Here is an 18416-nt window from a genome sequence, read left to right as displayed (position 1 = left end):
CAGCATGACAGACGATTTTTCTTAGCGCCTACTCCACTAGCCCCAGCGTCCGGGTCAGCCCGTTCTTCGGAATACTCACTCTCAGGCTTTGGTCGCCGGTTTCTGAGCGTTTGTGGCGGCGGTCCAAAATTTCCTGCACCTTGCTTTTGCCCTCGGGGCTGCGCGAAAACAGCACCGAGGCCACGTCCGTCACCAACGACACGGCGCGGGGCACCGGCACCGTGAGCTGCTGATAGTCAGGGTCGGGCGTCGCGGGCCGGGCCGGCGTGGGCTGGCTTTGGGCCAGGCTGCTCGTGACTTTAAAGGCCAACGCAGCAAAGAGAAGGGGTAGCTTCTTGTGCGACATGAGTACCGGTCGATACTGCAAAGATGCCGCAGAAAGCGCCGCGGTTGTCCGCTTAGCCCAGTTTTTCCTTGAATAGTTTCAGCGTGCGCGCCCAGGCCAGTTGGGCAGCTTCGGCGTTGTAACGGGCCGGCGAGGTGTCGTTGTTGAAGGCGTGGTTGGCGCCCTCGTACACGTACAGCTCGTACTTGGTGCCGGCCGCTTTCAGGGCTGCCTCGTAGGCCGGAATGCCCGTATTGATGCGCTGGTCGAGCCCCCCGTAGTGCAGCAGCATCGTGGCTTTGATTTTGGGCACGTCCTCGGCCTTGGGCTGGGCGCCGTAGTAGGCCACGCCGGCATCGAGCTTGGGGTCGTGCACGGCCAGCTGGTTCACCAGGCCGCCGCCCCAGCAAAATCCCACGGCGCCGGTGCGGCCGTTGCTATCGGGCCGGGCGCGCAGGTAGGCGAGGGCGGCCAAGCAGTTGTTCAGGTTTTTGAGTGGGTCGAGTTGGCCAATCAGCTTCCGGCCCTCGTCCTCATCGGCCGGCGTGCCGCCCACCACGCTCAGCGCGTCCACGCCCAGCGCCAGATAGCCGGCCTGGGCCACGCGCCGCGTCACGTCCTTGATGTGGGGCGTGAGGCCGCGGTTTTCGTGAATGACCACAACGGCGCCCCGCTTTTTCTTGCCCTTGGGCCGCGCCAGGTAGCCGCGCACGGTGGCACCGTCGCCGGGCCAGCTCACTTCCTTTATCTCCAGATTCTCGTCCTCCGGCGCTACCGTGGCAGCGGCCGCATAGCCGGGCTCCAGAATGGAAAGGGCCGAAAACGCCAGCGCCGTGCCGCCGGCCAGCTTCACCAGCCGCTCCATAAATTCCTTGCGAGACAGCGGCGCGTGGGTATACTCGTCGAAGAGGTCGATGATGCGTTGGTCCATAGTGCGAAAGGTACTGGCTTGATGGATAATTGGAACGGTTACGCTTCCTCCCGGTTTACCGTGTCGGGGCTGAAGGCCGGCACGCAGATGGACCAGTACTCGCACTCTTCCTCAAACGGGTTGGAGTAGCGCACCCGGGCGCCACCTTTTATCAGCAAGGCCTGCCCGGCCTGCAATTCCACCACGTCGCCATCGATTTCAAACCGCTTCCGGCCGCGCACCACAATGGTGATTTCATCGAAGCTGGGCGTCTGGTGCGGCTCGCTCCAGTGCGGCGGCGCCACCATGTGGGCCAGGCTGTAGGCCGTGGTGCCGGTGCTGGCGCCGCCCACATGCTCTTCAATGAGTTTGCCGTCGGTGGTGGGCACCACGAAAGGGGAGGGGTTGAGGACGTAGCGTTTTTCGGACATGATTTGAGAAAAGGGAAGTTGATAGCAACAATTGGAACGTCATGCAGAGCGCAGCGAAGCATCTTTACCGCGCAAGTAATCTCATTTAGTATTACGGTAAAGATGCTTCGCTGCGCTCTGCATGACGCCTGTTGCATGTAGTTCTACTACGGCTTCAGCTTCTCCAGCAACTCAAAAGCGCGCGAGTTGTACTTCCACACAAAGAAATACGGCGTTTGCACCGCCCCAAACTGCACCCGGATGCGCTCCACCGCCGGCAGCATGCTGCCTTCGAAATCGAAGCAGTCCAGCCCTAGCACCTCGCTGGTGTAGCGAATAGCTTCCCAAATCAGCAGGATGCCCGCGCCGCTGTCGCGCAGGGTCGGGTCGTCGCCGGCCAGGTGGTAATAAGCCGCTTGCTTGTCCCAAATCAGGTAGGACGCCGAGTGCACCCGTCCCTGCGTATCTACGGCAAAGAAAAACCGCCGGGCATCATGGGCCGCCAGCGCCGCATCGTGCCGCTGGAATTGCGCCCAGGAATAAGGCATCGCCAGCTTCTGCCGGTCGAAGCTCATTTTATTGAGTTCGTAAAACTGCTCGGGGCCCAAGTCATGCACTACCTGCACCTGCTCCCGCGCCTTTTGCAGGTTGCGCCGAATGTTGCGGTTGATGCCGGCCTCCACCTGCGCCAAATTTTGCAGGCCGTGGAGGCGGTAGGTGTAGTAGTTTGTTTGCCGGTATTGCTGCCAGTAGAAAGGCAGCCAGTTGGTGCAGGTTGGGTAAAAATTCTGCTTGAACGCAGCCAGCGGCGGCAGCTGGTTTATCAGTTCCTCCAGCAGCAGGTGCTCCTTCTTGAGCACGCCCCGAAACGCGGGCAGCAGATATGGCCCCAGCCACTTCACAAACGGTGGCATGGTGGCGTAGCGAAACGGCCCTTTCTGCTTGTAGAAGTACGGCAGCGCGGCCACCACGCGGCCGTTTTCTTCGGCAAGCGCCACGTCCCAACTCCCACCCCCGGCGCAGGCATCCAGAAACCACGGCTGCGCAAACACCGGTACGTCGGGCGCGGTGAGGCAAAAGTCGCGGTAACGGTCGGTAGCGGCTGGCAACGGAGCGGCGGGCTTATTTAGGCTGGGACCCGGGGCAGGGGCCCTTGGTGAAAGTGCGCACGCCGGCATTGCCGGCCACGCAGGCGTTGGAGTAGGTTTTGCCGTCGCAGCCGCACACCGGGTCGTATTGCATGGTGCAAATGCCGTCAGTCTTCACTTTGGCCGGGTCGATGCAGTCGGCTTTAGTAGCCGTGGCCGGGGCGGGCTGTTGGCAGGCCGAAGCCAGCAGCAGGGCCGCATACAGTAGCAAAGTCGGTTTCATAAAGCAGGATAGGAAAGGGGCGAATCTACGCCGGGCTGCGCAGAACTGCGCCGGGGCCAAGCGGGCGGGTTCTTTTGTTCGGGTCCGGTTGGGAAAATTTATTCCTAAGCTCAACCCCTGGCCCGGGCCTTCGTATAGGCAGCCAGACCAAACGCGGCGCTAAAACCGAATATTCCGTTTTCTGTGCGGCCCGCGCGCCCTCTGAACCTCTTTCACCATTCACCCTTCATTACCCATTACCATGTCGTACCACGAAGAAGAAAACAACGCCGGTAAAATCCTTTTGGCTGCCCTTGCTGGCGCTGGTGCTGGCATCATTGCCGGCATGCTGCTGGCCCCCGACAAAGGCTCGGCCACCCGCGAAAACTGGAAAGGTGTTGCTTCCAAATACAGCGGCCAGCTTGGCGAACAAGCTTCGAAGCTGGGTTCCGACCTCGAAGCTAAATTCAAAGAATACGCCGGCAAGCTCGAAGACCTCGGCGTGACGCTGCCCGGCAGCAGCCTGAAAATGAAAGGCAACTGGGACGAGGCCAAAGGCAAGCTGAAGCAGCAATACGCCCAGCTCACCGACGAAGACCTGACCTATACCGAAGGCAAAGGCGATGAGCTGGTAGGCCGTCTGCAAGACAAGCTCGGCAAAGGCAAAGCCGAAATCACCAAAATGCTGAACGACCTGTAGGTCTTTCGCGATGACCAAAAAAGCCCCGCGCCCCTTGGCGCGGGGCTTTTTGTTGCGCCCAACATCGGGCGCTGTTTTCGCGTTATTCGGTCATTAGTAAAGGGTGGTGTGCGCTGCGCATGCCGCTGAAATACCTCAGACAGAACTCGTTCATCTCTAAAATTTCTCACCATGCAAGACGACAAAGGCAAAGTCATTCTCTCGCTACTAGCCGGCGCTACCGCCGGCATTGTGGCCGGCCTGCTGCTGGCCCCCGAAACCGGCGACGATACCCGCGCCAACCTCAAACGCTCGGCTTCCAAGTGGGGCGGCGACCTGAGCAAACGCTTCAAAGACACCCTGGCAAAAGCCCAGGGCCAGGAGCCCGGCCACGTGAACACCAACGCCAGCCTCAGCGAAGACAAACAAGCCGCCGACCGCCTCCTGGCCGGCCTCGACGCGCCCCGTAGCTACCCCGACGCCGACACCGACTACGACGGCAGCGGCGACGATTTCCGCCATCAGCCCTTGCTTTAGCAGGGTGGGGTGAAACATAATTATGGCATTTTCGCCGCCGCCGTAACATCCACTCCACCACCCCGTAAAACTCCTCACAACTGACTTGAAAGAAGGCCGAAACGTATTATCTGTAAAATTGCCGGTCGTAGGAGCTTCTGCTGAAATTGGTCAAACACTTCAGCAGTAAAATCAGACGAATCCATCGCAAGCTTCTGATAAAAACAGCGGTTTGAAGGGTAAGAAGGTTGTAAAAAGAAAAGCCCCGCACGACATTTTCGTGTGGGGCTTTTCGATTTTAACTATCTGTCATCCTGAGCATAGCGAAGGACCTTATCAAGTCAGAACCTCTCGTTCTCGGGTGATAAGGTCCTTCACTGCGCTCAGGATGACACAATGAGCTATTCCTTCTCCTGCTTCTCCTTCTGCACGTTTTCCGGCTTCATCTGCGGGAAAAACAGCACGTCCTGAATGGAGTGGGAGTTGGTCATAATCATGCTCAGGCGGTCGATACCGATGCCCAGGCCGGCTGTGGGCGGCATGCCGTACTCCAGGGCGCGCAGGAAGTCCTCGTCGAGCACCATGGCCTCGGTGTCGCCGCGCTTGCCCAGCTCCAACTGGTCCTCGAAGCGCTTGCGCTGGTCGATGGGGTCGTTGAGCTCGGAGAAGGCGTTGCAGATTTCTTTGCCGTTGCAAATGGCTTCGAAACGCTCCACCATGCCGGGCCGGTCGCGGTGCTTCTTGGCCAGCGGCGACATCTCCACCGGGTAATCGGTGATGAACGTGGGCTGGATGAGCTTGGGCTCCACATGCTCGCCGAAGATTTCGTCGATGATTTTGGCCTTGCCCATGCTGGGGTCGAGGTGCACGTTCAGCTCCTGCGCAGTTTCACGCAGGGCGGCTTCGTCCATGTCGCCAATGGCCTTGCCCGTGTATTTCTCAATAGCCTCGAACATGGTGTAGCGCTGCCAGGGCCGCTGGAAGTTGATGACGTTCTGGCCCACCTGCACCTCCGTCTGGCCGTGCAGGGCCATGGCCACGCGCTCCACCATTTCCTCCACCAGGTCCATCATCCAGGCGTAGTCCTTATAGGCTACATACAGTTCCATCTGGGTGAACTCAGGGTTGTGGAAACGGCTCATGCCCTCGTTGCGGAAGTCCTTGCTGAACTCGTACACGCCATCGAAGCCGCCCACAATCAGGCGCTTGAGGTACAGCTCGTTGGCAATGCGCAGATACAGCGTCATGTCCAGCGTGTTGTGGTGCGTGGTGAAGGGCCGCGCCGCCGCGCCGCCATACAGCGGCTGCAGAATAGGGGTTTCCACCTCCAGGTAGCCCTTGTCGTTGAGGAAATTCCGCATCGACTGCACCAGCTGCGTGCGCTTGATAAAGGTGTCGCGCACATGAGGGTTCACCACCAGGTCCACGTAGCGCTGGCGGTAGCGTTGCTCGGGGTCGCTGAATGCGTCGTAGGTCACTTTCTCGCCGGTGGCCTCGTCTACTTTCTCCTTCACCACAGGCAGCGGGCGCAGGGCTTTCGAGAGCAACTTTAGCTCCGTTACATGCACGGAGGTTTCGCCCACCTGCGTCTTGAACACGTGGCCCTTCACGCCGATGAAGTCGCCCAAATCGAGCAGCTTTTTGAATACGTTGTTGTAAAGCGTCTTGTCCTCGCCGGGGCAAATTTCGTCGCGGTTGATGTAGAGCTGAATGCGGCCCGAGGTATCCATCAGTTCCGCAAAGGAGGCCTTGCCCATCACGCGCGACGACATCAGCCGGCCCGCCAGCGCCACTTCCTGGAAGTTGTTCAGCTCGGGGTGGTAGTTGTCGTGAATCTCCTTGGCGTAAAACGTCACGTCGAACAATTCCGACGGGTAAGCTTCGATGCCCAGCTTTTCCAGTTCTTCAAGTTTCTGGCGGCGCTGTATTTCCTGTTCGCTGAGGTGCTGCATAGTAATGTCTGAACCACGGATTTGCTCGGATTTTTCGGATTCCACAGATTTTGTGGAGGATTCAAACGGGCCAATCGAAGCACTTAGAAGCCAAGTGCTCAGACGCGGTAAGTAAAATGTGAACCGCAAAAGTACGGCACGAAAAAGCCGCTCCGAAACCGGAGCGGCTTTCCATTCACAAAATCCGTGGAATCCGAAAAATCCGAGCGAATTCGTGGTCTTAGGCAGCCATGCGATACTGCGTGGCTTCGGCGGCAATGGCCGGGGCCGTGGGCGGCATGGGCGCCAGCACCGGCTCGACGCGGGTGCGCAACCGCTCCTGCACGAAGCCCGACTGCAAATGCGCCGGCAACTCGGCTACCAACTGGCGGTAGCGTTCCAGGCCGAGGGCCTTGGCCACGTAGGTCTCGTGCACACCGTTGAGGTAGCTCACAATGTTCAGCAGCGAGGCGTGGAACAGGCTAAAGTCGATGTCAGCTTCCACGTAGCGCTCAATCTCACGGGTGCTCTCCGAGATGCGCAGGCGGCCCAGGAGGTCGAAGATGGTGGTGTAGCCCAGGCGCCAGGTAATCTGCTGCCAGTGCGCGGCCGTCCATTTGTCGAGCGGGCGGCCCGTCTTCTGGCTGCGGATAGCCGTGTTGGGGTTGGCCTGCACCTGCGCGCGGGTCCACTGCGCCTTCATCTTACGCGTGGTGCGCAAGAACTGGCCAATCTGAGCTTGCGCGTCAATTTCCTTGCTGGCAATGTGCAGCCCGGCCTTGTAGCCAGCCAGCGGCAGGCGGTGAATGCTGAAGTCGCCGTAAGCACCGGCCGCATAGAACGACACCGGCCGCGGATAGGCATTCTTCACAACCAAGCGCCCCACCTCGCGGCGGATGAGCTGGCCGTTGTTCGAGCGCACACCCGTGGTGTACAGGAAAGCCTGCAAGCCCGACAGGATGGCGTGGTAGGCCTGCGGGAACGTCCAGTGCAGGGCGTTGCGCAGGAAGTTCTCATCGCCCAGCTCGGCTGTGGCGCGCAGGGCATACTCGGTGCTCCAGCTGGTGTGCAGCAGCTTGGTCAGCGTGGCCACGTCGGCGTCGTTCAGCTCGGCCGTGTGGCTGCGGAAGAACGGCAGGTTCTGCAGGCCGCCGAGCACGTCGTCGTTTTCCTGAATGTGATAGTTGATAGCAAAGAAATAGTTGAGGAAAACCTGCGCTGGAATGGATTTACGCCAGTTTTCATCAGCCAATTTCTGCTGCAGCTCATCGGCAGGAGCTTCTACCTGCGGATTGAGCGGAATGATGCGGGTTTCCTCTTTAGTCGTCATGCTAAGTAAACAGGAAGGAGGGTGCTAATAGTTGCATGTTTGCTAAGTTTTTTGTCAATTTACACATGGCATCTTGCTACTGATAGCCAAGGTTTTAACACTAATTAGCTAAATATTAGCAAAAGAATTAATACGGGCTGTTTGCTATCGAGGTTGACATTCAAAAACGTGCCAAAAAAGCCCCCGCGCCAAGAGGTGCGGGGGCTTCGTTCAACTGGGTGCCTTTGTCGGCCAACGGGCCATTCCCGGCCCCGAGCCTTGCGGCTACTTGCTCTTGATTTCGTCTTGAATAACCGCCACGGCCTCGGCAATGGTGATGTCTTTCTTGAGGCCCTTGGTGAAGCGGGCGGCACGGTTGATGCGTACCGTGTCGCCGCCCAGCGCCCGCACGTCAGCCGAGAGGGGGGTGAAGGCCAGCGCCGAGGTGGTTTTCTGGGCGGCTTCGTAGCGGTCCGAAATGGCCTTCGATTCCCGCTGCTCGGCCTGGTAAGCGCTAAGCTTCAGCGAAACAGTAGTTTCGTCTTTGCGCTTGCGCATGCTCTTCACCATCTCCTCCATCACCTTGAAGCTGGGGTTGGTAGCCACACGGGCTTTGCTTTCGGCGCGCAGTTTTTCAATGTTGGGGGCATCACCCCAGGGCTTGTAGCGGGCGGGCTGAATCTCATCCCACTTCAGCGGGTAGTCCGATTCCTTTTCGCCCTGGTCGAGGTAGGAGTACAGGTCGGGTACCACAATATCCGACTGCACGCCTTTGAACTGGGTCGAGCCACCGTTCACGCGGTAGAACTTCTGTGTGGTCAGCTTCAGCGAGCCAATCGGCTTCACGCTGCTCAGTTCGGCCGGCAGGGCCTCGTCGAGGTCGAAAATGCGCTGCACGGTGCCTTTGCCGTAAGTGCTGGTAGAGCCCATGATGATGCCGCGGTGGTAGTCCTGAATGACCGCCGCCAGAATCTCCGAAGCCGAGGCACTGTACTTGTTCACCAGAATCACGAGCGGGCCGCTGTACTGCACGCGCGGGTCATTGTCGGTGAGTACCTGCGTGCGGCCCTGGCCGTCGCGCACCTGCACCATGGGGCCGCTGTCCATGAAGAGGCCAGCCATCGATACGGCATCGCCCAGCGAGCCGCCGCCATTAAAGCGCAGGTCCATAATCACGCCCTTCACGCCTTCGGCGTTGAGCTTGGCCAGTTCCTTGCGCACGTCATCGGCCGAGTTGCGGCCGCCGTTGTCGTTGAAATCGGCGTAGAAGCCGGGCAGGTGCAGGTAGCCGATTTTCTGGCCCTTATCGGTAATCACCGACGATTGCGCGTACTTGTCGTCAACCACCACCACGTCGCGGATGATGGGAATCACCTTGGTGCTGCCATCGGGCTTTTTCACCGTCAGGCGCACTTCCGAGCCTTTCTTGCCCCGAATCAGCGTCACGGCCTTAGCCGTGTGCCAGCCTTCGATGCTCACTGGCTCAGCCGCGCCCTGGGCCACACGCAGCAGGGCATCGCCCTTCTTCAGGTCGCCCTGCCGGGCCGAAGCCGAGCCGGGAATGATTTCATCGACGTAAATCAAGTTATCCTTCTCGCGCAGCGTGGCCCCGATGCCTTCAAAGCGGCCGGTCATTTCGTAATCGAAATCTTCCTTGGCCTTAGGCGCGAAGTATTCGGTGTGTGGGTCGTAAGTGTTGGCAATGGTGTTGGCGTACTCGGCCAGACGCTCATTGGCATCAGTTTCATTGATTTCCTCAAACTGCTCGTCGTAGTACTTCAGCACGCGCTTGCGGGCCTCGGCTTCCATCTGGGCCGGAGTGCGCACGGGCTCGGCGGCGGTGGGGGCAGCCGCGTTGGCAGCGCTGGGAGCAGCGGTAGCGGTGCTGGGTTTGGCTTCTTTGGCCTTCTCCTGCGCTTCCATCATTTCCGAATACCGGCTCAGGGTCTCGTATTTCAGCAGCTTGCGCCACAGCTCACGCTGCGCGGCTTTGTCGGCTGGGAAGGCGGCTTTCTCGAAATCGGACTGGAAGGTCTCGTCGGTGGTGAAATCGAAGGGCTTGGCTAGGATTTCGCGATACAGACCCTGCATTTCCTTAGTGCGCTCGGTCATGAGCTTGGTGCTCAGGTCGAGAAACTCGTGGCTTCCGCGCTTCACCTGGTCGTCAATCTGCGACTGGTAGCGGCGCAACTGCTCCACGTCCGAGGCCAGCAGGAACTGCTTGCGGTAGTCGAGGTGCTTCAAATACAAATCAAAAACGCGCTTCGAGAATGCGTCGTCAATGCGTTCGGGCTGGTAGTGCTGCGAAGTGAGGCCACTCATCATGAGCCCAATCAGCACCTGGTCCTTGCTCGGTACCGCCGAGTCGGCCCGGCGGAACAGCCGGTAGGAAGCCAGAACAAATACGGCCGTCACCAAAAAGGCATACAGGCCGACCTTCAAGCGGGAGGGAGACATGGGCAAAAACTAAAACGGATGAAATTCAAATATACGGCCGGTGCCATACGGCGCCAGGACTTTCGGCCTACGTCGGAAACGCCCCGGCGGGTGCAATAAGTGCCCCCGGCCGAAACCGGCTGAGCTCTACTAGCTAAGAACTGCCCGCGCCCGCCTAAGGTTGCAACAAAAAAGCCCTCCCCGGACGGGGAGGGCTTTTTTCAGGATAAACAGGCCGGAACCTGCGACGGAATTAGTACTTGTAAATCTTGTCGCCGTTGTGGCGACGGAACTCCTCTTCGAAGTACTTGGCGTCTTCCTCGTTGCGGGGCTTCACGCCCATCACGATGCCGCCATTCTTGATGCCTTCTTCGTACTCGGCAGCGTGCTCCTCGGGGATGCCCGAGCCCACCAGGGCGCCTACCAAGCCACCCGTGAGGCCACCGGCACCGGCACCGGCCAGGGCGGCGGCCAACGGACCGGCGATAATCAGGCCCAGGCCGGGCAGGGCTACCGACGTACCGATGGCGGCAATAGCACCGATGATGGCACCGGCCGTGCCACCGATGGCCGAGCCTACGCCAGCACCTTCCATGGCTTTGTCGCCGAGGTCGGTGTGGGCGGTGTTGTCACCGAAGTGAGTTTTGCGGGTTTCGTCCGACATGAGCAGGTTCACGTCGTCTTTGCCGTAGCCACGCGACGAGAGCGACTGGTAGGCCTTCTCGGCACTGCTGCGGTCGCGGAACATGCCGGTCATGCTTACGTCGCGGCTCGAATCGTAGGGGCGGCCAGTTACGGCGTGGGCAGCCTGGTCGGCCGTGTTTTGCACGCCATCGACAGCGCGGCCTACCACGGCACCGGCGGTGCCGGCCATTGCGGCGCCTTTAGCAGTGGCGCTGAAGTCGTCGCCGTCGGTCGAGTTGGTAGTGCTGCCCAGCGAGGCGCCGGAAGTCGACGAAGTACCCGTGCCGGACGTGGAGCCGGTGCCAGCGTTGTAGCTGGTGCCTTCGTTGCTCAGGCCGGTGCTATTGCCCATGCCAGTGCCGGTGTTGCTGGTGCCGTAGTTGGCGCCTGCGCCAGTACCGGTATTCTGCGGGTTGTTCGAATCGTTGGTGTTCATGCTAGGGAAGGAGGAAAATGTGGAAAGTATAACCAACCTCCTGGTTGGTTGAGGCTCTTAACGGGGCCTCTGCAGCAGAGGTTACATCCTGCTTACTTTCCATCTATTCCCAGCCTGCATCCTAAATGGTCCGCCGGGCCGCCGCCCTACTCCGAATCGCCGTGCGAGGCGAACTGCTGAAAGTTGGCTTCGTCGCGCCAAAACGCACGGCAGTCGCGGATGAGGTTTTTCAGAAAATCCTCGTCCTGCTTGAGGCTGCGCCATTCGCCCATGCCCATCTTTTCGCAAAGCTTGTAGAAGTTGTCGCCCTGGCCTTTAGAGCCTTGCACTTTCACCAGGCAGCTCAGCGGCGGGCGGCCTTCTTCGTGTTCGGTGGTGGATATCTCCGCCAACATTTCGTTGAGCCGAGATTTTTCATGCGAGATGTCCAAATTGAGCCCCAATTCGGCTTCCTGCACCAGCGTGAGGTAGCTGACGGTTCCGGTTTGTAGCCGGGCATAACGAATCAAATACGTGCGAATGCGACCAATCATGGCGGGGGTTTAAGGGAACAAAAACCGTTTTGGGGGCTGAAAATTAGCGAATATTAATTGCACCGCGGCAGCTCTTGCGAACCCCAGCGGCGGCTAATTCTCAGTTCCTTAGGGCGGGCTGCTACCCACAATCATTCCAATCTGACCACGCTCGACCGTAGGCCGCTGCTATTATTATGATTGTTAAATATTTAAAAATTTTACAAAGGCCCGCCTTACTTGCTCTGACGCCGGCGAATTTCTTTTTGGATAAGTAGAAATTCGCGGCTGCTCTGGCCGGCAATGGCGGTGTTTTCGTCGGCGCGGCGCAGCAGGTAGGGCATCACGGCGGCCACCGGGCCATAGGGCAGGTACTTGGCGGTGTTGTAGCCGGCGTGGGCGAGGTTGTAGGTGAGGTTGTCGCTCATACCGTAGAGTTGGGCAAACCAAATGCGCGGGTCGCCGGGGGCCAGGCCGGCCTGCTGCATGAGTTGGGTGAGCAGCAGCGAGCTGGCCTCGTTGTGGGTGCCGGCGCAGATGCTGATTCGGTCGATGTGCTGCACGCAGTAGCGCAGGGCTTCGTCGTAGAGGTCGTCGGTGGCTTGCTTGCTGGGGTTGATGGGATTGTTGTAGCCGCGCTGCTTGGCCACGCGGGCCTCCTTTTCCATGTAGGCGCCGCGCACCAGCTTGGCGCCGATGTAGGAGCCGGCTTCGGCCGCGGCGTCGTGGGCGGCTTTCAGGGCGTCGAGGCGGTCGTGGCGGTAGAGCTGATAGGTGTTCCACACGATGGCCTTCTCGCGGTTGTACTTGGCCATCATGTCGTAGGCCAGCAGGTCGATGGTGTGCTGAAACCAGCTTTCCTCGGCGTCGATGAACAGGCGGATGCCGTACTGGTGGGCGCGGGCGCAGATGGCTTCTACGCGGGCCACGGCGCGGGCGTGGGCGGCTTCCTCCTGAGCGGTGAGCAGCTGGCCGGCCTGAATTTTCTCCAGAATGGCCACGTCGGCCACGCCGGTTACTTTGAAGACCGAGAAAGGAATGTGCTGCGAGCGGTGGGCCTCATCGATGGTGGCCAGGATTTCGTCGCGGGTGTGGTCGTAGCTGGCGTCGCTGCCTTCGCCCTCCACCGAGTAGTCGAGGATGGTTCCGATGTTGTACTTGCCCAGCTCGGCCGTGACGGGGCGGCACTCGGCAATGGTTTCGCCCCCGCAGAACTGCTCAAAAATGGAGTGCTTGATGAGAAACTTGGTGCCGGGGATGCCCCATTTCAGAGCGGTTTTCATCAGGCCGCTGCCGGTTTTCACGAGGCTGCCGTTGTTCATGGCCGCGAACAACGCGTAGACTTTGCGCAGCTGGGCGTCAGATTTAGAAGCGAAAGCCACGCGGGTATCCTCGAAGGAAATCGGCGGGGCTTGGGTAGGGGCGTCGGGCGACATAGACAGGAAGTGAGAACGTGGGAATTTGAAGGAAAGAAGAACGGTGGGGCGAAGGTAACCGGTAAACAACGTTCCCTTGAAACGAGTTACGTTTGCCGGGCTTTTCGGCCGCTGGCCGGAAAACCCGCCTCATTTTGCTCCTTGCCGATGCCCGCTGCTGCTAATACGTTCTTCACCCGCCTGTTGGCCCAGAAAGGCCAGCCCATCCTCATCGCCGGCCCTTGCTCGGCCGAAACCGAAGAACAGGTGATGGCCACCGCCCGCGGCCTGCAGGCGCTGGGCAACATCGATTTGTTCCGGGCCGGCATCTGGAAGCCGCGCACCCGGCCGGGTTCCTTCGAAGGCATGGGGGCGGTGGCACTGCCCTGGCTGCAGCGCGTGAAGGCCGAAACCGGCATCCCAACCACCATCGAAGTGGCCACGCCGCGCCACGTGGAAGAAGCCCTGGCCCACGGCATCGACGTGCTGTGGATTGGGGCGCGCACCACCGTGAACCCCTTTGCCGTGCAGGAATTGGCCGACGCGCTGGCTGGCACCGGAGTGCCCGTGATGGTGAAAAACCCCGTGAACCCCGACGTGGCTTTGTGGGCCGGCGCCTTGGAACGCCTGGAGCGGGCCGGCATTCGGGATTTGGCGGCCATTCATCGGGGGTTCAGCACGTTTGCGCCCAGCCGCTACCGCAACGCGCCCACCTGGGTGCTGCCCATTGAGCTGAAAACACGCTTCCCGCACATTCCGCTCATCTGCGACCCCAGCCACATTGGCGGGCGGCGCGACTTGCTGCTGCCCATTGCCCAGAAGGCCCTCGACCTCGACTACGACGGCCTCATCATCGAAACCCACCCCGACCCCGACCACGCCCTGAGCGACGCCGAGCAGCAGGTGACGCCCCAGCGCCTGGGCGAAATCCTGAACGAACTGAAATACCGCTACCGTTCCAGCAACAACGCCGATTACCTCAACAAAGCCGAAGACCTGCGCCACAAAATGGACGTGGCCGACCGTGAAATTGTGGAAGCGCTGGCCCGCCGCATGGCTTTGGTGGAAGAGCTGGCCGAATACAAGAAGGAAAACGACGTGAAAATCCTGCAAATCGACCGTTGGCAGGAGATATTCAGCACCCGGCAGGAGTGGGCCCGCAAGCTCAACGTGAACGAGAAGTTTGTGGCCGAGCTCTACAAACTCATTCACATCGAGAGCATTCGCAAGCAAACCGAAGTGCTCAACGGCCGCCCGCAGGTGGATGGCGTGTCGCACCTCGGGCCTGGGCTGTAGCCCTAAGCACTAGGGCAGCCGCAGGTAGGTGTCGACGGGAGCGTCGCAGGGGCCGCCGTAGTTGAGCACCAGCGAATCGCCCCGCAGGGTGATGATGGCCTCGCGCGGGCCCAGGGTGGCATCAACCAGGCGCAGGCCGGGCGCCGGCGTAGGAATGCCGCAGGCCTTTACCGATGCGGCGCTGTAAGTGCCGCTGGAAACCGACTGGTTATTTTTGAAAAACGTGTAATTAGTGTCCGTGAAAGTAGCCGTTTCGTTGGGCGGCGGGCCGGGAACGCAGTAGCACTGGCGGTGTACCAGGCGCCAGTTGCCGGCCAGGCCTTCGTGATGGGGCGTTGCTTCTTCGTCAACGGGCGCACAGCTGGCCAGGCCCAGGCCGGCAACCAGCGACAACAGCAGGGAGAGGCGAAGTGGCGTGTTCATGGTTAGCGTTTTTTTAAAATTATTGGCGCGTGTAGTAGTAGCCCCGGCCATCGGTGTAGTCTTCCACGATAACTAATTCATTAGGCGAAAGCCGTTCGATAAATTCTTTCTCAGAGCCGTTGCGGTGGCCATAGGCCAGGAAGGTTTGGGGCCGGCGGTTGACGAAAGAGTTGGCCTTGAACAGCACGTACCGGGCCTTGTTGCTCACCGCGCCATTGTGCAGGAACGTGGCTTGCTTGTTGTCGTCGAACACAATTTCCTGGCGGTGAGCCGGGTCGGCCGGATGCACCTGGCCGGAAAGGCCCCCGTCGATTTGGGTGAGTTGCCAGCGGCCTACCAGCAAGTTGGCTTTTTGGTCTTCGGGCGAGATGGCGCCTTTGGAACAGCCGGCCAGGCCGCTGGCGGTAATGAGCAGAAAAAGGGCGTAGTAGCGAAAAGAGTGTTTCATAGTAGGGAGGAAGTATAGCAATGCACGGCCGGCAAAAAGCGCGCCAGCCGTCCACTTATCCGCATGACCGGCGTCCGGGCGAAATGGTTGCTCGGGTTGTTGCGGTTAAGCTGAAAAAATTTATCCTGACTTTTGCCCCATGGAGAATTCCGTCATCATTGGCCCCGACGCGCTGCCTGCGCTGGCCGAATTGCTGTACCGGCCGGCCGTGAGCCGGGTGTTTGTAGTAGTCGACTCGCACACCGCGCGCGCCTGCCTGCCCTTGCTCGAACCGCATTTGCCGGCCAATTATTGTCTTATCGAAATCCCAGCCGGCGAGGAGTACAAGTCGCTGGCCAGCTGCGAGGTGGTGTGGAGCCAACTCACTGCCCAGCGCGCCGACCGCCACGCCGTGGTCGTGAACCTGGGCGGTGGCGTGGTCACAGATTTGGGCGGCTTTGCGGCGGCGCTCTACAAGCGCGGCATCCGCTTTGTGCAGGTGCCCACCACGCTGCTGGCGCAGGTGGATGCCAGCGTGGGCGGCAAAACCGGCATCGACTTTCAGGGCTATAAAAACCAGCTGGGCGTGTTTCAGGAGCCGGCGGCGGTTTTCATCGAGCAGAAATTTCTCGAAACCCTCGACCCGCGCCAGGTGAAATCCGGCTACGCCGAAGTCATCAAGCATTGGCTCATTGCCGATGCCGACGCCTTCAATACCAACCGCCGCCTGGGCTGGCTGACGGACGACTGGACTCCTATTATCCGCGAATCGGTGGCTCTGAAGCAGCGCATCGTGGCCGAGGACCCCCTGGAGGCCGGGCCGCGCAAGCTGCTCAACTTCGGCCATACCGTGGGCCACGCCATCGAAAGCTACCTGCTGCTGCAGGCCGGCCGCGAAGCCCTGCACGGCGAGGCGGTGGCCGCCGGCTTGGTGTGCGAAAGCTGGCTATCGGTGCAGCACGGGCTGCTGAGCGCCGAGGAGCTGGATAAAATCGAAACCTTCGTGTTTTCGGTGTTCGACAAGCTTTCCTTCGTGCTCATGGAAACCGCCGCCATTGCCGAATTTGCCCTGCAAGACAAGAAAAATGCGGGCACCACCATCAATTGCACCTTGCTAGAAGGCATCGGGAACGGCGTGTATGACCAGCCCGTGACGGTGGCAGAAATAGCCGAGTCGCTTCGGTATTACCTCCGGCTGCAGTCGTAGCACCTGCTTGCGCAGGCGTTGGCTTGCGGCCCGACGGCAGATTATTGTTTTAAACGCGTTTGTAGTGCAGGCGCTTCCCTAATACTGCGCAGACTTCAGCCTGCGCTACAATCCTATGCACCTTTCCTGGCCCGGCGGCCCGCTCAGCGGCACTGCCCAACTCCCGGCTTCCAAAAGCGAAGCCAATCGCGCCCTCATCCTGCAGGCTCTGGCGGGCGGTGGCACCATTGATAACCTATCCGATGCCAACGACACGCAGCTCATGCAGCGCCTGCTGAAAGAAGCTCCCCATACAGATGTGCTCGATGCCGAGGATGCCGGCACGGTGATGCGCTTCCTCACAGCCTATTTGGCTGTGACGGGTTGGAAAGGCCGCCTCACCGGCACTGCCCGCGCGCAGGAACGGCCCATTGCGGTGTTGGTTGATGCGTTGCGCAAAGCGGGGGCCAGCATTACGTATTTGAAAGCGGAGGGCTACCCACCGCTGGAGTTTGGAGGCTTCTCAGCAAGTGCTAGCCCCACCGAACTGTCGGTACGCGGCGACATCAGTAGCCAGTACATATCAGCGCTGCTGATGTTAGGGCCGATGCTGCCCGGCGGGCTGCGCCTCACCCTTACCGGCCAAGTAGGCTCGCTGCCGTACATATACATGACAGTGGCCCTTATGAGACATTTCTGCACCGCTGTGTTGTATGAAAATCGTACGCTTGAGGTGCTGCCCGACCGGTACCGGCCGGCTGATTACACGGTAGAAGCCGACTGGTCGGCAGCCAGCTATTGGTACTCGTTGGTGGCATTAGCCCCAGCCGGTTCCGAAATTACCCTGCCGGGCCTGCGCCGCTGGTCATTTCAAGGCGACCAAGCCATTGCCAAAATAATGGCGCAGTTCGGGGTAGAAACCACTTTCCTGCCTGATGCGGTTCACCTTAAGCAACAGCCGCTCTCGCTTCAAGCCGAAATTCAAACTATCGATTTCACCGACTGCCCCGACTTGGCTCAGACCGTAGCCGTGGTGGCCGTCGCCCTCAAGCGCCCCGTGGACCTGACTGGCCTCGAAAGCCTGCGCATCAAGGAAACCGACCGCATTGCGGCCTTGCAAACGGAACTGGCCAAATTCGGCGGCGACCTGCGCGACTTGGGCGATGGGCGCTTTCGGGCTGAATCGAACGGCTTTTCTGTGGCTAATCAATCGGTGGCTACCTACCACGACCACCGCATGGCTATGGCTTTCGCGCCGCTGGCCTTGCGCGGGCCGCTGCACATCGAAGCACCCACAGTAGTACGGAAATCTTATCCGCAATTCTGGAATGAATTAGCGAAAGCAGGTTTCATAATTAGTGAAGGTGGCTGAAATACGCTGCCGATTTGCGCAACCGGCTGCCGTACCAGCTAAATAATTCGCCGTCGACAATTTCAATTTTGGCAGCGGGGCAAATAGCCTGAAATTCGGCCACGTGCTTTTCGCCAAAAGGGTAGGGCTCGGAAGAAAGCATGATGCGTTGCGGCGCGGCAGCCGCCAATTGCTCAGCGCTTATTTCCGGATAGCGTGTCTGGCCTGCAAATGCATTACGAAAACCCGCACGGAGCAGCAGGTCATCAATGAAGGTGCCGGTGGCGGCCACCATGTACGGCTTGCGCCAGATAAAATAAGCAGCCGAAACAAGGGCGTCAGCAGTCGGGGCTTTTAAAGCAGCAAAAGAAACTTCAATTTCTGCGGCCAGCGCCGCGGCCTTTTCCCTGGCGCCCGCAATAAATCCAACGCGCCGAATCATATCCAATGCTTCCGATAAGTTGCTGATGTCGCTCAGCCAAACTGGGTAATCAGCGGCTAATTGTTCGATGCCGGCCTGGTAATTCTCTTCCTTATTGCCAATAATTAAATCGGGTTTTAAGGCCGCTATTTTTTCAAAATCAAAATTCTTCGTGCCGCCAATTACCGTAGCTTTTGTGCGCGCTTCGGCTGGGTGAATACAGAATTTGGTAACGCCCACAACTTTCTCGCCCAGCCCCAAATCAAATAATAATTCCGTTTGCGACGGCACCAGCGACACAATGCGCTGCGGCGGAAACGGCACCGCCACGCGCCGGCCCATCTGGTCGGTGATGCTGAGCGGGAGGGAAGGAATGTTGGGTAATTCCATTTGAAAAAT

Annotated in this window: 19 protein-coding genes; 5 read left to right on the top strand and 14 right to left on the bottom strand. The window is 59.7% G+C overall.

Features of this window, described 5'->3' with window-relative positions; genetic code table 11:
• Positions 1–28: 28 nt before the first annotated feature.
• The 5 genes from I2I01_RS17105 to I2I01_RS17085 form a co-directional block, all read right to left on the bottom strand.
• Entirely contained in the window at positions 29–310 is a 282-nt protein-coding gene (locus tag I2I01_RS17105) for a hypothetical protein (protein WP_196287723.1), read from the bottom strand.
• Between the two features lie 88 nt (positions 311–398).
• On the bottom strand, positions 399–1256 hold the full coding sequence (locus I2I01_RS17100; RefSeq protein ID WP_196287722.1) for a dienelactone hydrolase family protein: 858 nt from the start codon (positions 1254–1256) through the stop codon (positions 399–401).
• A gap of 38 nt (positions 1257–1294) precedes the next feature.
• On the bottom strand, positions 1295–1666 hold the full coding sequence (locus I2I01_RS17095) for a cupin domain-containing protein (RefSeq protein ID WP_196287721.1): 372 nt from the start codon (positions 1664–1666) through the stop codon (positions 1295–1297).
• 146 nt (positions 1667–1812) lie between these two features.
• The gene (locus I2I01_RS17090) at positions 1813–2754 is read right to left on the bottom strand and encodes a GNAT family N-acetyltransferase (protein ID WP_196287720.1); all 942 of its coding nucleotides are present in this window, start codon (positions 2752–2754) and stop codon (positions 1813–1815) included.
• A gap of 13 nt (positions 2755–2767) precedes the next feature.
• Positions 2768–3016: a Kazal-type serine protease inhibitor domain-containing protein gene (locus I2I01_RS17085; protein ID WP_196287719.1), complete on the bottom strand. Its 249-nt coding sequence runs from the start codon at positions 3014–3016 to the stop codon at positions 2768–2770.
• A 241-nt stretch (positions 3017–3257) separates the two neighbouring features.
• Here I2I01_RS17085 and I2I01_RS23585 point away from each other — a divergent pair, with 241 nt between their 5' ends.
• On the top strand, positions 3258–3695 hold the full coding sequence (locus I2I01_RS23585; protein WP_196287718.1) for a CsbD family protein: 438 nt from the start codon (positions 3258–3260) through the stop codon (positions 3693–3695).
• A 171-nt stretch (positions 3696–3866) separates the two neighbouring features.
• Positions 3867–4211, top strand: coding sequence for a YtxH domain-containing protein (locus I2I01_RS17075; RefSeq protein ID WP_196287717.1), 345 nt, complete (start codon positions 3867–3869; stop codon positions 4209–4211).
• Between the two features lie 380 nt (positions 4212–4591).
• On the opposite strand, the gene lysS is transcribed toward I2I01_RS17075, so the two are convergent.
• The 6 genes from lysS to I2I01_RS17045 form a co-directional block, all read right to left on the bottom strand.
• A complete protein-coding gene (gene lysS / locus I2I01_RS17070) occupies positions 4592–6142 on the bottom strand; it encodes a lysine--tRNA ligase (protein ID WP_196287716.1) in 1551 nt (516 codons plus the stop codon).
• Between the two features lie 220 nt (positions 6143–6362).
• The gene (locus I2I01_RS17065; RefSeq protein ID WP_211538011.1) at positions 6363–7451 is read right to left on the bottom strand and encodes a hypothetical protein; all 1089 of its coding nucleotides are present in this window, start codon (positions 7449–7451) and stop codon (positions 6363–6365) included.
• A gap of 264 nt (positions 7452–7715) precedes the next feature.
• On the bottom strand, positions 7716–9887 hold the full coding sequence (locus I2I01_RS17060) for a carboxy terminal-processing peptidase (RefSeq protein WP_196287715.1): 2172 nt from the start codon (positions 9885–9887) through the stop codon (positions 7716–7718).
• A 232-nt stretch (positions 9888–10119) separates the two neighbouring features.
• Entirely contained in the window at positions 10120–10614 is a 495-nt protein-coding gene (locus I2I01_RS23675; protein WP_230679194.1) for a hypothetical protein, read from the bottom strand.
• A gap of 518 nt (positions 10615–11132) precedes the next feature.
• Positions 11133–11519: a hypothetical protein gene (locus tag I2I01_RS17050; protein WP_196287714.1), complete on the bottom strand. Its 387-nt coding sequence runs from the start codon at positions 11517–11519 to the stop codon at positions 11133–11135.
• A 215-nt stretch (positions 11520–11734) separates the two neighbouring features.
• Complete coding sequence (locus I2I01_RS17045) at positions 11735–12934, bottom strand: proline dehydrogenase family protein (protein ID WP_196287713.1); 1200 nt, start codon at positions 12932–12934, stop codon at positions 11735–11737.
• A gap of 147 nt (positions 12935–13081) precedes the next feature.
• On the opposite strand from I2I01_RS17045, the gene I2I01_RS17040 reads away from it, so the two are divergent.
• A complete protein-coding gene (locus tag I2I01_RS17040) occupies positions 13082–14209 on the top strand; it encodes a chorismate mutase (protein WP_196287712.1) in 1128 nt (375 codons plus the stop codon).
• A 9-nt stretch (positions 14210–14218) separates the two neighbouring features.
• Here I2I01_RS17040 and I2I01_RS17035 read toward each other — a convergent pair whose 3' ends face one another.
• Entirely contained in the window at positions 14219–14632 is a 414-nt protein-coding gene (locus I2I01_RS17035; RefSeq protein WP_196287711.1) for a hypothetical protein, read from the bottom strand.
• A 19-nt stretch (positions 14633–14651) separates the two neighbouring features.
• Complete coding sequence (locus tag I2I01_RS17030) at positions 14652–15080, bottom strand: hypothetical protein (protein ID WP_196287710.1); 429 nt, start codon at positions 15078–15080, stop codon at positions 14652–14654.
• Between the two features lie 139 nt (positions 15081–15219).
• Between I2I01_RS17030 and aroB the strand changes: the two genes are divergently transcribed.
• Both aroB and I2I01_RS17020 read left to right on the top strand, forming a co-directional pair.
• A complete protein-coding gene (gene aroB / locus I2I01_RS17025) occupies positions 15220–16266 on the top strand; it encodes a 3-dehydroquinate synthase (protein ID WP_196287709.1) in 1047 nt (348 codons plus the stop codon).
• Positions 16267–16381: 115 nt separating this feature from the next.
• The gene (locus tag I2I01_RS17020) at positions 16382–17617 is read left to right on the top strand and encodes a 3-phosphoshikimate 1-carboxyvinyltransferase (RefSeq protein WP_196287708.1); all 1236 of its coding nucleotides are present in this window, start codon (positions 16382–16384) and stop codon (positions 17615–17617) included.
• Here the strand turns inward: I2I01_RS17020 and I2I01_RS17015 are convergent.
• On the bottom strand, positions 17601–18407 hold the full coding sequence (locus tag I2I01_RS17015) for a helical backbone metal receptor (RefSeq protein ID WP_211538009.1): 807 nt from the start codon (positions 18405–18407) through the stop codon (positions 17601–17603). The genes I2I01_RS17020 and I2I01_RS17015 overlap by 17 nt on opposite strands.
• Positions 18408–18416: the final 9 nt, after the last annotated feature.

This window comes from Hymenobacter properus (assembly GCF_015694735.1).
GTDB lineage: Bacteria > Bacteroidota > Bacteroidia > Cytophagales > Hymenobacteraceae > Hymenobacter > Hymenobacter properus.
The sequence above is the reverse complement of the archived record's forward strand: the minus strand, read 5'-3'. Positions and strand labels throughout refer to the sequence as shown.

Bases quoted from the DNA above. Each gene is read 5' to 3' on its own strand.
- I2I01_RS17065 (WP_211538011.1), bottom strand. From the start codon at position 7,451: ATGACGACTAAAGAGGAAACCCGCATCATTCCGCTCAATCCGCAGGTA.
- I2I01_RS17020 (WP_196287708.1), top strand. From the start codon at position 16,382: ATGCACCTTTCCTGGCCCGGCGGCCCGCTCAGCGGCACTGCCCAACTC.
- I2I01_RS17060 (WP_196287715.1), bottom strand. From the start codon at position 9,887: ATGTCTCCCTCCCGCTTGAAGGTCGGCCTGTATGCCTTTTTGGTGACG.
- I2I01_RS17045 (WP_196287713.1), bottom strand. From the start codon at position 12,934: ATGTCGCCCGACGCCCCTACCCAAGCCCCGCCGATTTCCTTCGAGGAT.
- I2I01_RS23675 (WP_230679194.1), bottom strand. From the start codon at position 10,614: ATGTTCCGCGACCGCAGCAGTGCCGAGAAGGCCTACCAGTCGCTCTCG.
- I2I01_RS17035 (WP_196287711.1), bottom strand. From the start codon at position 14,632: ATGAACACGCCACTTCGCCTCTCCCTGCTGTTGTCGCTGGTTGCCGGC.
- I2I01_RS23585 (WP_196287718.1), top strand. From the start codon at position 3,258: ATGTCGTACCACGAAGAAGAAAACAACGCCGGTAAAATCCTTTTGGCT.
- I2I01_RS17100 (WP_196287722.1), bottom strand. From the start codon at position 1,256: ATGGACCAACGCATCATCGACCTCTTCGACGAGTATACCCACGCGCCG.
- I2I01_RS17030 (WP_196287710.1), bottom strand. From the start codon at position 15,080: ATGAAACACTCTTTTCGCTACTACGCCCTTTTTCTGCTCATTACCGCC.
- I2I01_RS17075 (WP_196287717.1), top strand. From the start codon at position 3,867: ATGCAAGACGACAAAGGCAAAGTCATTCTCTCGCTACTAGCCGGCGCT.
- I2I01_RS17050 (WP_196287714.1), bottom strand. From the start codon at position 11,519: ATGATTGGTCGCATTCGCACGTATTTGATTCGTTATGCCCGGCTACAA.
- I2I01_RS17040 (WP_196287712.1), top strand. From the start codon at position 13,082: ATGCCCGCTGCTGCTAATACGTTCTTCACCCGCCTGTTGGCCCAGAAA.
- I2I01_RS17085 (WP_196287719.1), bottom strand. From the start codon at position 3,016: ATGAAACCGACTTTGCTACTGTATGCGGCCCTGCTGCTGGCTTCGGCC.
- aroB (WP_196287709.1), top strand. From the start codon at position 15,220: ATGGAGAATTCCGTCATCATTGGCCCCGACGCGCTGCCTGCGCTGGCC.
- I2I01_RS17095 (WP_196287721.1), bottom strand. From the start codon at position 1,666: ATGTCCGAAAAACGCTACGTCCTCAACCCCTCCCCTTTCGTGGTGCCC.
- I2I01_RS17015 (WP_211538009.1), bottom strand. From the start codon at position 18,407: ATGGAATTACCCAACATTCCTTCCCTCCCGCTCAGCATCACCGACCAG.
- lysS (WP_196287716.1), bottom strand. From the start codon at position 6,142: ATGCAGCACCTCAGCGAACAGGAAATACAGCGCCGCCAGAAACTTGAA.